At 73.4% G+C, this 13668-nt stretch carries 13 protein-coding genes; 8 read left to right on the top strand and 5 right to left on the bottom strand.

The annotated features are described in order from the left end of the window. Positions 1–65 precede the first annotated feature (65 nt). Both miaA and FIV43_RS13050 read left to right on the top strand, forming a co-directional pair. Entirely contained in the window at positions 66–995 is a 930-nt protein-coding gene (gene miaA, locus FIV43_RS13055; RefSeq protein ID WP_196780782.1) for a tRNA (adenosine(37)-N6)-dimethylallyltransferase MiaA, read from the top strand. Between the two features lie 31 nt (positions 996–1026). Further along, on the top strand, positions 1027–1578 hold the full coding sequence (locus FIV43_RS13050; RefSeq protein WP_141014491.1) for a dihydrofolate reductase family protein: 552 nt from the start codon (positions 1027–1029) through the stop codon (positions 1576–1578). 17 nt (positions 1579–1595) lie between these two features. On the opposite strand, the gene FIV43_RS13045 is transcribed toward FIV43_RS13050, so the two are convergent. Continuing rightward, positions 1596–2384, bottom strand: coding sequence for a M15 family metallopeptidase (locus FIV43_RS13045; RefSeq protein ID WP_141014490.1), 789 nt, complete (start codon positions 2382–2384; stop codon positions 1596–1598). A 190-nt stretch (positions 2385–2574) separates the two neighbouring features. Between FIV43_RS13045 and FIV43_RS13040 the strand changes: the two genes are divergently transcribed. From FIV43_RS13040 to FIV43_RS13025, 4 genes are all read left to right on the top strand, one after another. Then, complete coding sequence (locus tag FIV43_RS13040; protein WP_141014489.1) at positions 2575–3207, top strand: MSMEG_1061 family FMN-dependent PPOX-type flavoprotein; 633 nt, start codon at positions 2575–2577, stop codon at positions 3205–3207. Then, a complete protein-coding gene (dapF, locus tag FIV43_RS13035) occupies positions 3194–4096 on the top strand; it encodes a diaminopimelate epimerase (protein ID WP_141014488.1) in 903 nt (300 codons plus the stop codon). The genes FIV43_RS13040 and dapF overlap by 14 nt, the downstream gene beginning before the upstream one ends. A gap of 78 nt (positions 4097–4174) precedes the next feature. Further along, the gene (locus FIV43_RS13030) at positions 4175–4951 is read left to right on the top strand and encodes an SDR family NAD(P)-dependent oxidoreductase (protein ID WP_141014487.1); all 777 of its coding nucleotides are present in this window, start codon (positions 4175–4177) and stop codon (positions 4949–4951) included. Between the two features lie 131 nt (positions 4952–5082). Continuing rightward, a complete protein-coding gene (locus FIV43_RS13025; RefSeq protein WP_196780781.1) occupies positions 5083–6690 on the top strand; it encodes an alkaline phosphatase D family protein in 1608 nt (535 codons plus the stop codon). Between the two features lie 62 nt (positions 6691–6752). On the opposite strand, the gene FIV43_RS13020 is transcribed toward FIV43_RS13025, so the two are convergent. After that, positions 6753–8042, bottom strand: a complete 1290-nt coding sequence (locus FIV43_RS13020; RefSeq protein ID WP_141014486.1) for an MFS transporter — start codon at positions 8040–8042, stop codon at positions 6753–6755. A gap of 81 nt (positions 8043–8123) precedes the next feature. Between FIV43_RS13020 and hflX the strand changes: the two genes are divergently transcribed. Further along, a complete protein-coding gene (hflX, locus tag FIV43_RS13015; protein WP_141014485.1) occupies positions 8124–9641 on the top strand; it encodes a GTPase HflX in 1518 nt (505 codons plus the stop codon). Between the two features lie 138 nt (positions 9642–9779). After that, on the top strand, positions 9780–10505 hold the full coding sequence (locus FIV43_RS13010) for an SGNH/GDSL hydrolase family protein (protein ID WP_181407476.1): 726 nt from the start codon (positions 9780–9782) through the stop codon (positions 10503–10505). A gap of 15 nt (positions 10506–10520) precedes the next feature. Here FIV43_RS13010 and FIV43_RS13005 read toward each other — a convergent pair whose 3' ends face one another. Genes FIV43_RS13005 through FIV43_RS12995 form a run of 3 tightly spaced genes read right to left on the bottom strand, consistent with a single transcriptional unit; the run spans position 10521 to position 13590 of the window. After that, a complete protein-coding gene (locus tag FIV43_RS13005) occupies positions 10521–11528 on the bottom strand; it encodes a sugar phosphate isomerase/epimerase family protein (protein WP_141014483.1) in 1008 nt (335 codons plus the stop codon). Further along, a complete protein-coding gene (locus FIV43_RS13000) occupies positions 11528–12697 on the bottom strand; it encodes a Gfo/Idh/MocA family protein (protein ID WP_141014482.1) in 1170 nt (389 codons plus the stop codon). Before FIV43_RS13000 ends, FIV43_RS13005 begins: the two co-directional genes overlap by 1 nt. Then, complete coding sequence (locus tag FIV43_RS12995; protein ID WP_141014481.1) at positions 12694–13590, bottom strand: sugar phosphate isomerase/epimerase family protein; 897 nt, start codon at positions 13588–13590, stop codon at positions 12694–12696. The genes FIV43_RS13000 and FIV43_RS12995 overlap by 4 nt, the downstream gene beginning before the upstream one ends. Between the last annotated feature and the right edge of the window lie 78 nt (positions 13591–13668).

The following is a 13668-nucleotide window of genomic DNA, read 5'->3' as shown; positions in this document are numbered from 1 at the left end:
CGCCCGGTACGGCTCGTTCCACCCTACCCAGCGCGCCGCACGGGACCCTTGCCAGACTGGCCTCCGTGGGTACCCCGAAGCCGCCGATCGTCGCGATCGTCGGCCCGACCGCGAGCGGCAAGACGGCGCTCTCCCTGGACCTCGCCGAACGGCTCGGTGGGGAGATCGTCAACACCGACGCGATGCAGGTCTACCGCGGGATGGACGTCGGCACGGCGAAGCTGCCGGTCGCCGAGCGCCGCGGCATCCCGCACCACCTGCTGGACCTGCTCGACGTCCGCGAGCCGGCGACGGTCGCGGAGTTCCAGGGATGGGCGCGCGACGCGATCGAGGGCCTGCGCGAGCGCGCGACGACGCCGGTGCTGGTCGGCGGATCGGCCCTCTACACCCGGGCCGTGCTCGACCGGTTCGAGTTCCCCGGCACCGACCCGGTCGTCCGGGCCCGCCTGGAGGACGAGCTCGACCGGGTGGGCAGCGCGGTGCTGCACGCCCGGCTGACCGAGCAGGACCCGGAGGCGGCCGCCCGGATCGAGGTCGGCAACGGGCGCCGGGTGGTGCGTGCGCTGGAGGTCATCGAGATCACCGGACGCCGGTTCAGCGCGTCGCTGCCGGTGCTGGAGTACGTCGACCCCGCGACCGTCCAGATCGGGGTGGCGATCGAGCGGGACGTGCTCGAGCAGCGGATCCGGCTGCGGGTCGAGCAGATGTTCCGTGACGGCCTCGTCGCCGAGGTCGAGCGGTTGCTGGCCGACGGGCTGGCCGAGGGACGCACCGCCGCGGCGGCGATCGGCTATCGCCAGGTGATGGCCCATCTGGCCGGCGAGACGACCCTGGAGGAGGCCGCTGAGCGCACCGTGATCGCCACTCGCCGCTTCGCCCGGCGGCAGATGGCGTGGTGGCGCGACGACCCGCGCATCGTGTGGGTCGACCACGACGACCCGGGGCGGGCCGACCGGGCCGTCGAGCTCGTCCGGAGTGTCGGCGCCCGGGCTTAGGGTCGCGGCGCACCCGGAGGAAGGAACCGTCGTGACCCGCACCGTCTTCTACACCGCCACCACGCTGGACGGCTTCATCGCCGACCCGGACGACTCGCTGGACTGGCTGATGCGCCAGGACCAGGACGAGCAGGGTCCACTGAGCTATCAGGAGTTCATCGCCGGCGTCGGCGCACTGGTGATGGGCTCGACGACGTACGAGTGGGTGATGCGCCACGAGGAGGGCCGGTGGCCCTACCGCCTGCCCTGCTGGGTGCTGACCACCCGTGACCTCGCGCCGCCGTCCACCGAGGGCGCCGACGTGCGGTTCGCGCGCGGCGATGTCCGGGAGCTGTACGACGCGCTGGCCGCGGCTGCCGGGGACAAGGACGTCTGGGTGGTCGGTGGCGGGGACCTGGCCGGCCAGTTCGCCGACGCGGGCCTGCTCGACGAGCTGATCGTCTACCTGGCCGGCGTCACCCTCGGCGCCGGCCGACCGCTGCTCCCGCGCCGTCTCGACCTGGAACTGGTCGAGACGGCGCGGAACAAGGCGTTCATCGCCGCGCGATACCGGGTCCTCGGCACCCTGGCCGAGGACCGCTGAGGCGCGACGTCACCGCGTCAGATCCCGCACTGCGAGGCGCTCCAGTACTTCGAGGACTGGATGCCCAGGTGGATGTGGTCGCTGTGGTCCGGGTAGCCGGGGCCGAGGATCTGGCGGACACCGACGTAGCGGGCCTGCTGGGCGATCTTGCACATGGTCACCCCGCCGCCCGCCGGCACCAGGTCCAACCCGCGGCCGTAGAGGTGGTTGCTGTTCGACGCGCCGCCGACCCGGTCGTTGCAGGCCCGGCTGCGGTAGGCGGAGGTGACCCGCAGCGGCTGGTCGCCGAGGCGGTGCCGCAGCGCCTCGGCCCGCCACATCATCTGCATCAGGTTGCTCTTCACGGTCGCCACCGAGGTCCCGGAGACGGGGGTCGGGAAGCCGCCGTAGCAGACGTCGTCGACCTCGCTCCACGCGAAGTGGATCGGGGTGCAGTCGTTGTCCTGGAGGGCATAGATCTTGCTGAAGGTCTGGGAGCCGGCCACGCCGTCGGCGCTCAGCCCGTAGGCCTTCTGGAAGTTGATCACCGCGGTCCTGGTGGCCGGTCCGAAGGAGCCGTCGATGGCGAAGCCACGGTCGTAGCCGGCCCAGCCGGCGACCCGGATCTGCAGCTGGGTGACGTCGCTGCCGGTGGCGCCCTGCTGCAGGGTGCGGCTCCACGTGTAGCAGCCGTCGGCCTGTGCCGGCGCCGCGGTCGTGGAGACCACCGCCGCGGGCAGCAGCGGCAACAGCAACGCCGCGAGGACCAGGCCGAGAACATGTCGCGGCGAGCGCCGCGAGCGGGACGGACGAGGGGCAGGGTGCATGGCTTCACTCCTGGGGTTCCGAGATTCCGAGAAGCCCCACCCGTCGGTACGACGAGGGCGGGACGCCTCCGACGCAACCACGTCCCGCGGCGCGGCGCCAGTGGTGCGCGCGTGAACGATCGGTGATCGCACCCGCTCGCGCGGTGGAAACGATGCGGGCCGGCGGACGCCGACGCCGTAGGCTCCAGGGATGAGCCAGTGGACCGAGATCACCGACGAGACGACCCTGGTCGACCTGCTCGGGGAGCCCAACGAACGGGCGCTGGCCAAGGAGCGGGCCACCCTCACCGACATCGACCGGGCCTGGCTGGACGCCTCCCCGTTCTGCCTGCTCGCCACCAGCGGCGCGGCCGGCGGCGACGTCTCGCCCAAGGGCGACCCGGCCGGCAGCCTGGTTCACGTCCTGGACGACTCCACGATCGCCATCGCCGAGCGCCCCGGCAACCGGCGGGCCGACGGCTACCGCAACATCCTGGAGAACCCGCAGGTCGGGATGATCTTCCTGATCCCCGGTCGCGGCGACACGCTGCGGATCAACGGCCGCGCCCGGCTGGTCTCCGACGCGCCGTTCTTCGACGACCTGGTGGTCAAGGGGCACCGCCCGCAGCTCGCGGTCCTGGTGCGGATCGAGACGGTCTTCTTCCACTGCTCCAAGGCGTTCCTCCGCTCCCGGCTGTGGGACCCCGCCACCTGGGACCCCGAGGGTGAGGTGCCGCGCCGTGCGGTGATCGCCGAGCGGCTCGAGCCGTCCGGCAAGACCGTCGCCGAGCTGGACGAGTACTACGGATCGGGCTACGAGGCGGGTCTCTATGAGCAGCGCTGAGCCGGTCGTGGCCCACGGCTACCCGTACCTGAAGGGACACGGCACCCAGAACGACTTCGTGCTCCTGCCCGACCACGACGGCGGGCTGCATGGCCGCCTCGACGACGTCCGGGTCCGCGCCCTGTGCCACCGGCGGGCCGGGATCGGAGGCGACGGTGTGCTGCGGGTGATCCGCACCGAGGCGCTGGCCCGGGTGGTCGGTGAGCCGGAGCTGGCCGACCAGCACGCCGAGTGGTTCATGGACTACCGCAACGCCGACGGCTCCCTCTCGGAGATGTGCGGCAACGGGATCCGGGTCTTCGGCCGCCACCTCGCCGAGGCCGGCCTCGCCGACCCCGCCGGCCCGGTGCCGGTGGGCACCCGCGACGGCGTCAAGGTGCTCACCTTCGCCGACGGCGCCGTCGACGGCGAGATCACCGTCGACATGGGCACGCCCCGGCTGCTCGGCGACACGGCGGTCTCGATCGACGACCTGCGCTGGTCGGCGGTCGGGGTCGACCTGGGCAACCCGCACGCGGTCGCCTTCCTCGGCCCCGACCAGGACCTGGCCACGGTCGGTCCGCTGCTCACGCCGCCCGAGCACGACGCCGAGCTCTACCCGCACGGCGTCAACGTGGAGTTCGTCGTACGACGCGGGGAGCACCACGTCGCGATGCGGGTCCACGAGCGCGGCTCGGGGGAGACCCGCTCCTGCGGCACCGGTGCCTGCGCGGTGATGGTGGCGACCGCCGTCGCCGACGGCGCGGACGGGGGTCCGGACGGGGTGCGGGACACGCCGTACCGGGTGGATCTGCCCGGCGGCTCCCTCTCCATCACCTGGACCGGCGAGGACCGGATCCTGATGACCGGCCCGGCGGTGGTGGTCGCCGCGGGGACCACCGCGCTGTAGCGACCGGAGCGCAGCGGTCGGTTCCGGACAGTGACACCGATGGTGTCACGATCGGGGGTGGCCCCTATGCTCGCCGCCATGGAACTCACCGGATCCTCCGCCATCGTCACCGGCGGCGCCTCGGGCATCGGCGCCGCCGCCGCCCGCCAGCTCGCCGCGAAGGGCGCGACCGTCGTCGTCGCCGACCTCCAGGCCGACAAGGGCGAAGCCCTGGCCGCCGAGATCAACGGCGTCTTCGCCCAGGTCGACGTCACCGACACCGAGCAGATCGCCGCCGCGGTCAAGGCCGCGGCCGAGATCGCGCCGCTGCGCGCCGTGGTCAACTCCGCCGGCATCGGCTGGGCCCAGCGCACCATCGGCCGCGACGGCCAGCTCGAGTCCGCGCACTCGCTCGAGGCGTTCACCAAGGTGGTCGCGATCAACCTGATCGGCACCTTCGACATGGTCCGTCAGGCCGCGACCGCGATGAGCACCAACGAGGGCGACGCCGACGGCTGCCGGGGCGCCATCGTCAACCTGGCCAGCGTGGCCGCCTTCGACGGCCAGATCGGGCAGGCGTCCTACTCGGCCTCGAAGGGCGGCGTGGTCGGGATGACCCTTCCGGTCGCCCGCGACCTGGCCGCCGCCGGCATCCGCCTCAACACCGTTGCCCCCGGCCTGATCGACACCCCGATCTACGGCGAGGGCGAGCAGGCCGAGGCGTTCAAGGCCAAGCTCGGCGAGAGCGTGAACTTCCCCAAGCGACTCGGCACCCCCGACGAGCTGGCCAGCATGGTCGTCGAGTGCCTCACCAACTCCTACATGAACGGTGAGGTCATCCGCGTCGACGGTGGCATCCGGATGCCTCCGAAGTAGCGCCACCCGGCAGCACCTGCCAGCACCCGGGAGCGCCGCCGGCGCGGTCGTCCCGATTGCTCGGCCGCTGTTCACCACCACGTCCCCGCGCATCCGCCGCCGGTCTCCCGGCACCGGTTGCGTGCGGGGACGTGGTGCTTCTCGGTGCGACACGGCAGACCGTCCTCGACCTCCACCTGCGGCGGCGGGCCACCATCGTCGGCGGTCTGGCGACCGGTGCGATCCCGCTCGCCGCACGCCTCGGCCCGGCACTGCTGCCGCAGCGCAGCGAGCCGACCGAGGGCGTGCGCACCGGGGAGGTCACCACCAGCAGCGCGGTGGTCTGGGCGCGCGCCGCCCGTCCCGGCCGGATGATGGTCCGGGTGGTGAGCGGATGCCGCCGCGGGCTGGTCCGGGGACCGATCGCCCGCACCGAGACCGACCTGACCGCCCGGGTGCACCTGCAGGGGCTCCGGCCCGGACGTGACCACCGGATCGAGGTCTGGTTCGCCCAGCCCGACGGTGAGCGGTCGGTGCCGATGCCCGCCTCCTTCCGCACCGCGCCGATCCACACCGCGGGACAGAGCCTGGTCTGGTCCGGCGACACCTGCGGCCAGGGCTGGGGGATCGACCGTGCTCGCGGCGGACTCACCACCTACGCGGCGATGCACCGGCTCCGGCCGGACCTGTTCGTCCACCTGGGCGACACGATCTACGCCGACGAGCCGATCGAGGAGTCGGTGCGCCTCGACGACGGCAGCACCTGGCACAACCACGTCACCGCCGAGGTCAGCCGGGTCGCCCAGAGCCTCGACGACTTCCGCGGCCGGCACCGCTACCCCTTGGCCGACGACAACGTCCGCGCGTTCTACGCCGACGTCCCGACCATGGCCATGTGGGACGACCACGAGACCTGCAACAACTGGTGGCCCGGGGAGACGATCACCGACGACCGCTACACCGAGCGGCGTGCCGACGTGCTCGCGGTGCGTGGACGGCGCGCCTGGCAGGAGTACCAGCCGGTCCCGGTGCGTCAGCTGGTCCCCGCGGACGGCGACGGCTTCGCGCCCACCCGGATCCACCGTCGCGTCCCGCGCGGTCAGCACCTCGACCTGTTCTGCCTGGACATGCGTTCCTGGCGCGGACCCAACCCCGACACCGACCCGGCGATCGCGGCCGACCGGACCCCGGCCGGCATCCTGGGACGCCGGCAGGAGGAGTGGCTGATCCGGTCGCTGCGCGACTCCACCGCCACCTGGAAGGTGGTCTGTGCCGACATGCCGCTGTCCACCCCGACCAGCCGCACCACCGACCTGGACACGGTGGCCAACACCGACCACGGCGCGCCGATGGGACGCGAGCCCGAGATCGGCCGGATCCTCGCCGCGATCAGGCGGCACCGGGTGCGCAACGTGGTCTGGCTGACCGCGGACGTGCACTACACCGCCGCCCACCACTACTCCCCGGAGCGTGCCGCCTTCACCGACTTCGACCCGTTCTGGGAGTTCGTCTCCGGACCGGTCGCCGCCTCCCCGTTCTGGACCAAGGACGCCGACCTCGACCGCACCTTCGGCCCGGAGGTCGTCTTCTCCCAGGGCGAGTCCGAGGTCGGCAAGCTGGACACCGCACCGCGACCGGAGAACCAGTACTTCGGGCAGCTCGAGATCGCCGCGGACGGCCTGCTCACCGTCACCCTGCGCGACGGCGCCGGGACGGCGCTGTGGCGCCGTGGGCTCGAGCCGGACCCGGTGCTGTCGTGACGGGTGCTGTCGTGACAGGTGTTTCGTGACGGGCTGCCGGGCGCCTGGTCAGGGGCGCGTGGTCAGGGGCGCGCGTCGAGGTGCGCGGCGACCGCGTCCTCGACGGTGCCGCCGCGGGCGATCGCCGCACCGGCCACGCCGATCACCACGGCCAGGGCCAGCATCATCACGATCCCGACCTGCCAGTCGCCGGTCGCGTCGTGCAGCAAGCCGGTGGCGAAGGTGGCGGCCGCGGCGATGAAGTAGCCGACGCCCTGGGTCAGCGCCGAGAGCTGGGAGGAGCCCTCGGGCGAGCGGCTGCGCCGTGCCAGCATCGCCAGCACCCAGGTGAACGCGCCGGCCCCGAAGCCGAGCAGCACCGCCCAGAGCACACCGCCCAGTGCCAGCGGCGCCAGCAGCACGCCCAGCCAGCCGATCACGGTGCTCACCGAGAAGGCCAGGGGGAGCGCGGCGGAGTCCCGGGTCACCCGGATCAGCAGCGGCAGCGACAGCGTCACCGGGATGCCGACCGCCGTGATGATCCCGAGCAGCACGCCGGCGTGGGCAGCGTCCGCGCCGAGGTCGGTCAGCATCAGGCCCCACCAGCCGAACTGCACGTAGGCCTGCGCGGACTGCGCACCGAAGCAGATGATGAACGCCCACCCGAGCGGGGTGCGCACGATCCGGCCCAGGGTCGGTGGAGCGGCGGCACCGGCCGAGGCGCTGCCCGAGGTGCCCTCCGGGGTGGAGGCGCCGGTCGGGGCGTCGGCCGGCACCGAGCCGGTCTCCGGGGTGCGCAGCGTCGGCAGCCACCCCAGCAGCGCCAGGGCCGGCAGCACCGCCCAGGTGGCCAGGGCCACCCGCCAGCCGTCGGTCGCGTCCGCGATCGGCACGGTGAGCGCGGAGGCGAGGGTGGCGCCGCCGACCAGCGCCGCGCCGTAGACCGCACTCACGCCGGCCTCGTGCCGAGCGAAGTGCAGCTTGGTCAGCGGCGGCAGCACCACGTTGCCGACCGCGGCGCCGGCCATCGCCACCATGGTGCCGATCCCGAAGATCCACCAGGTGTCGGCGAGCGCGCGTCCGACCAGGCCGACCACGAGCGCGGCCAGCAGGGCGACGGTGATCCGGTGCACGCCGTACCGGAGGACGAGGCGGCCGGTGCCCAGCCCGACCACCGCGAAGCAGAGTGGCGGCAGGGTGGTGAGCAGGCTGACCCCGGCCGGGGAGATGGCGAGCTCGTCGCGGACCGTCGGCAGCAGCACGCTCAGGCTGCTGATCCCCGAGCGCAGCGACAGCGCCAGCAGGATCAGCGCGGCGAGCAGCACGACGGTCCCGGCGCCCCAAGTACGGCGGGAGCGGGCGACGTCGGACACACCCCGATTGTGGTCCGCGCAGGTCGGGACGAGAAAACGGGAAGCCTTCGGCGCGCCGCGCGGTTAGGGTGGTGAACGCTTATGACGAATCCTGCACAGAACTTCTCCCTCGACGCCGAGCTCGCCGCGACCGAGGCCTGGGACGACACCGACGACCTGACCGACGAGCCACGCGCCGACGCGGCCGACGACGGGTGGGAGTCGGGCATCGACCCCGAGGCCCGCTCCGTCGACCCGAGCACCGGGGCGATGGACCTCGCCGAGCGGCACGAGCTGCGCCGCGTGGCCGGCCTGCGCACCGAGCTCGAGGACATCACCGAGGTCGAGTACCGCCAGCTCCGCCTGGAGCGGGTGGTGCTGGTCGGTGTGTGGACCGAGGGCACCGTGACCGACGCCGAGAATTCGATGGCCGAGCTCGCCCTGCTCGCCGAGACGGCCGGCTCGGAGGTGCTGGAGGCGATCTACCAGCGCCGCCAGTCGCCCGACCCGGCCACCTACATCGGCCGCGGCAAGGTGGAGGCGGTCGGCGAGATCGTCCGCGCCACCGGCGCCGACACCGTGATCTGCGACGGTGAGCTGGCCCCCTCGCAGCTGAGGAACCTCGAGGACCGGGTCAAGGTCAAGGTGGTCGACCGGACCGCGCTGATCCTGGACATCTTCGCGCAGCACGCGAAGTCCAAGGAGGGCAAGGCGCAGGTCGAGCTCGCCCAGCTCAACTACATGAAGCAGCGGCTGCGCGGCTGGGGTGGCAACCTCTCCCGGCAGGCCGGTGGTCGCGCCGCGGGCGGTGACGGCATCGGTGGCCGTGGCCCCGGTGAGACCAAGATCGAGACCGACCGCCGCCGGATCAACGACCGGATCGCCAAGCTCCGCCGCGAGCTGCGTGCGATGGAGGGCACCCGGGCCACCATGCGGCAGGAGCGCCGTCGCAACGAGGTGCCGTCGGTGGCGATCGCCGGCTACACCAACGCCGGCAAGTCCTCGCTGCTCAACCGGCTCACCGGCGCCGGTGTGTTGGTCGAGGACGCGCTCTTCGCCACCCTGGACCCGACCACCCGGCGCACCCAGACCGGCGACGGCCGCGTCTACACGATGAGCGACACCGTCGGCTTCGTCCGGCACCTGCCGCACCAGCTGGTGGAGGCGTTCCGCTCCACCCTGGAGGAGGTCGCCGACTCCGACCTGATCGTGCACGTGGTCGACGGCTCCCACCCCGACCCGGAGAGCCAGCTCTCCGCGGTCCGTGAGGTGCTCGCCGACATCGGTGCCGCCGACATCCCCGAGCTGGTCGTCGTCAACAAGACCGACATCGCCGACCCGATGACGGTCGCCCGCCTGCTGCGCGCCGAGCCGCACGCGGTCGCGGTCTCCGCCCACACCGGCGACGGCATCGACGCGGCGATCGCCGCGGTCGAGGCGGACCTGCCGCGCCCGGCGGTGCCGTTCGATGCCCTGGTGCCCTACGCCCGCGGCGACCTGATCGACCGGATCCACAAGGACGGCGAGATCCGCACCCTCGAGCACACCGCGGACGGCACCCGGGTCGCCGGGCTGGCCACCGAGGCGCTCGCCGGTGACCTGGCGGCGTACGCCGTCTGACGTCACCCCCGTCGGCCGGGTCGCCACCCGGCCGGCCACCCGGTCGTCCGGCCCGGTCAGGTAACGGTTGCGCAAAGCCTGCCCCGCGAGCCCCGGATCGGGATGCGCCGCCGCGGGTGAGGACGGAGGATGGTGGTCGTGACGACCACGATGCTCCGACGGCGGCCGCGCGTCCTCGCGGCGCTCGCCGCGGCGCTGGTGGTCGCCGGGCTCAGTGCGGTCCTGGTCGACCGTGCCGGCGCGGACGAGGACCGGTGCGTGGCCTTCAGCCAGGGCGCACGCGACCGGTGGACGCTCGCCGCCGACGACGCCGCGCGGGCCGGCGAGGGTGCGCTGCGGACGCTGGTGATCGGTGACTCCTACTCCGTCGGTCTGGGCGTGGAGCCGGGCCAGAGCTGGCCGACGCGGCTGGACGGCGCGGTCCTCGTGGACGGCTTCTCCGGGTCGGGGTTCAGCCGGGAGGCGAGCGGCTGCGGCGAGCTCTCCTACGCCACGCGTGCCCCGCGGGCCCTGGCCCGTGCCGGCGACGTCGACCTGGTGGTCGTCGAGGGTGGGCTCAACGACTTCGACCAGCCCGAGGCCGACCTCCGCAACGGCGTACGACGCCTGCTCGAGGAGCTGGGCGACCGGCCCGTCCTCGTGGTCGGCCCGGTCCCCGCTCCGGCCCGCGCCGCGCAGGTCCCCGGGGTGGACGCGGTGCTCGCCGAGCTGAGCGCCGCGCACGGGGCGTCCTACCTCTCGATGGCCGAGGCCGACCTGCCCTACCTCCCCGACCTGCTGCACCTGACGCCGGAGGGGCACGCGGAGTTCGGCGACCTGGTCGCCGACGCGGTGGCCGACCTGGCCACCGTGCCGCGCGGCTGAACGCGGCCCGCCGGCCTACTCGGACTGCTTGCTGAACGCCGCGTCGAACGACGCCGCCGGCGGGGCGTAGTCGAACCGACGGAGGAACTCCAGCGCCTCGGGTGCGCCGTGCAGGCGGTCCATCCCGGCGTCCTCCCACTCCACCGAGATCGGGCCGTCGTACCCGATCGCGGCCAGCGCGCGGAAGGCGTCCTCCCAGGGCACGTCGCCGCGACCGGTGGAGACGAAGTCCCACCCCCGGTGCTGGTCGCCCCAGGGGAGGTGGGAGGAGAGGATGCCGTTGCGGCCGCCGCCCATCCGCATCCGGGTGTCCTTGCAGTCCACGTGATAGATCCGGTCCGCGAAGTCGGTGATGAACCCGACCACGTCCAGGCCCTGCCACAGCATGTGGCTGGGGTCCCAGTTGATCCCGAACGCGGGGCGGTGACCGACCGCCTCCAGGGTGCGCTGGGTCGACCAGTGGTCGTAGGCGATCTCCGAGGGATGCACCTCGTGGGCGAAGCGCACCCCGTGCTCGTCGAAGACGTCGAGGATCGGGTTCCACCGGTCGGCGAAGTCCTGGTAGCCGGCGTCGATCCGGTCGGCCGGCACCGGCGGGAACATCGCGACGTACTGCCAGATCGAGGAGCCGGTGAAGCCGACCACGGTGTCGACGCCCATCGCGCGCGCCAGTCTGGCGGTCCGCTTCATCTCCTCTGCCGCCCGGGTCCGCACCCCCTCGGGATCGCCGTCGCCCCAGACCCGGTCGCGGACGATGGCGCGGTGCCGGAAGTCGATCGGGTCGTCGCAGATCGCCTGCCCGGTGAGGTGGTTGGAGATCGCCCAGCACCGCAGGCCGTGGCGGCGCAGGATGTCCAGGCGCTCCTCGACGTAGCCGTCCTCGTCCACCCGCCAGGCGTCCAGGTGCTCGCCGGAGACCGCGATCTCCAGGCCGTCGTAGCCCCAGCGTGCGGCGTGCTCGGCCACCTCCTCCAGGGTCAGGTCGACCCACTGTCCGGTGAAGAGCGTGAAGCGCTTGCCCATCAGAGTCCCTTCCGCGTCGTCGACGAGGTGACCGCGTCCATGTCGGCCACCCCCACCTTGGCACCGTCGCGCTCCGCGGACTCCTCGATCGCGGCGAGGACCCGCTGCACCGCGAGGCCGTCCGCGAATCCGGGGGACGGGTCGGTGCCCGCCTCCAGTGCGGTCAGCAGGCCGGCGGCCTGCAGCGTGAACGTGTGCTCCCAGCCGAGCACGTGGCCCGGCGGCCACCACGCGCCGGGGCCGGGGTGGTCCGGCTCGGTCACCAGGATCCGCCGCTCCCCGTTGTCGCGGCCGGCCAGCCCGTCGGTGAAGCCGAGCTCGTTGAGGCGCTCCAGGTCGAAGCGGAGCGCGCCGCGGTCGCCGTACAGCTCCAGGGTGAGGCCGTTCTTGCGGCCGGTCGCCACCCGCGAGACCTCGACGCCGGCGGTGACGCCGCCGGCGGTCTCCAGGGTCGCCCAGGCGGCGTCGTCGACGGTGACCGGCTCGGGACCCGACGGCCCGTTCCGGGTGTCGACGAAGGTGCGCAGGTGCCCCCGCGCGCTCACCACCGGGTCGCCGAGCAGGAAGTGGACCAGGTCGACCACGTGGGAGCCGAGGTCGCCCAGCACACCGGAGCCGGCCGTCTCCCTCCGCAGCCGCCAGGTCATCGGCGCCGAGGCGTCGGCCAGCCAGTCCTGCAGGTACGCCGCCCGCACCTGCCGCACCGTCCCGATCCGCCCGTCGGCGACCAGCTCCCGGGCCAGTGCGAGGGCCGGCACCCGGCGGTAGTTGAAGCCGACCATCGAACGCGCCCCGCGCTGCGCCGCGGTCCGTGCCGCCGCGACCATCTGCTCCGCCTCGGCGACGGTGTTCGCCAGCGGCTTCTCCACCAGCACGTGCTTGCCGGCGGCCAGCGCGGCGAGCGCGATCTCGGCGTGGGAGTCGCCGGGGGTGCAGATGTCGACCAGGTCGACGTCGTCGCGGTCGAGCACCGCGCGCCAGTCGGTGGCCGCCTCCGCCCAGCCGTGGCGCGCCGCGGCGGCGTCGACCGCTCTCCGGTCGCGACCGACCAGCACGGCCTGCCGGACCGCGGGCACGTCGGGGAAGAAGGCGCCCACGTTGCGCCACGCGTTCGAGTGCGCCCGGCCCATGAAGGAGTAGCCGATCACCGCGATGCCGAGCGCGCTCATCGGTGGGCTCCTCGGGTCGCGCCGACGGCGGTCGCGGACCCGCGCTCGGGGAGGGAGCGGAGGAAGGCCAGCCCGTCGCCGGCCAGGTCGTCGGGGGAGGGGGCCAGCGGTCGCCAGATCGAGGCCGCGACCGCGATCGCGGCGTTGTCGGGGGTGAAGCTCTCGATCACCAGTGGACCGGCGTAGCCGACCTCGTCGAGCGCGCCGACCAGCCCCGGCCAGTCGGTCTGGTCCCCGCCCGGGGCGCCACGGTCGCTGCCGCACACCTGGACGTGGACCAGGTGGCCGGCGGCGCGTCGTACCGCATCGGCGCTGGAGCGCTCCTCGATGTTGAGGTGGTAGGTGTCCAGGGCCAGGCCGAGGTGCTCCCCGAGCAGGTCGTCGAGGGCTTCGAGGCCCTGGTCGACGGTGTTGACCAGCGAGGTCTCGTAGCGGTTGAGCGGCTCGATGCCGATCCGGACCCCCCGCCGCGCCGCGTGCTCGACGACCGGCGCCAAGTTGTCGCGCAGCTCGGCGTAGGCGGCCCGCCGCTCGCCAGGATCCATCCGCCAGGTCCGCCCGGTGCTCGCCGTGAACGGGCCGCAGACCGCGCCGGCGCCGACGCCCGCGGCCAGGTCGATGCAGGCCCGCAGGTAGTCCTGGGTGGCCGCCACCACCTCCGGGGCGGCGGCCACCAGGTCACGTCCCGGCGCCATCGCTCCGACCAGGTACGCCGCCAGCCCGGTCTCCTGCAACGCCGCACCGACCGCGTCGACGGTGAGGTCACCGGCGTTCTCCAACGGCAGCTCCACGGCGTCGAAGCCGAGCCCGGCGATGTGGCGGAGCAGGCCGGGCAGGTCGGGGTCGGTCAACGGCGAGGTCCACACCCAGGTGTTGACGCCGATCTCTCTCACGATGTTGGCCTTTCGGGGGAGGGAGGGGCGGCTGCGAGCCGCACCGGCGCCCGCACCCGACCACCGGCGACGGTGGTC

The sequence above is a fragment of the Nocardioides sambongensis genome, assembly GCF_006494815.1.
Lineage (GTDB): Bacteria > Actinomycetota > Actinomycetes > Propionibacteriales > Nocardioidaceae > Nocardioides > Nocardioides sambongensis.
This window is presented reverse-complemented; position numbering and strand designations above follow the sequence as displayed.

Excerpts from the sequence above, each read along its gene's own strand:
- FIV43_RS13030 (WP_141014487.1), top strand. The coding sequence starts at position 4,175 with ATGGAACTCACCGGATCCTCCGCCATCGTCACCGGCGGCGCCTCGGGC.
- dapF (WP_141014488.1), top strand. The coding sequence starts at position 3,194 with ATGAGCAGCGCTGAGCCGGTCGTGGCCCACGGCTACCCGTACCTGAAG.
- FIV43_RS13045 (WP_141014490.1), bottom strand. The coding sequence starts at position 2,384 with ATGCACCCTGCCCCTCGTCCGTCCCGCTCGCGGCGCTCGCCGCGACAT.
- FIV43_RS13005 (WP_141014483.1), bottom strand. The coding sequence starts at position 11,528 with ATGGGCAAGCGCTTCACGCTCTTCACCGGACAGTGGGTCGACCTGACC.
- FIV43_RS13000 (WP_141014482.1), bottom strand. The coding sequence starts at position 12,697 with ATGAGCGCGCTCGGCATCGCGGTGATCGGCTACTCCTTCATGGGCCGG.
- hflX (WP_141014485.1), top strand. The coding sequence starts at position 8,124 with ATGACGAATCCTGCACAGAACTTCTCCCTCGACGCCGAGCTCGCCGCG.
- FIV43_RS13040 (WP_141014489.1), top strand. The coding sequence starts at position 2,575 with ATGAGCCAGTGGACCGAGATCACCGACGAGACGACCCTGGTCGACCTG.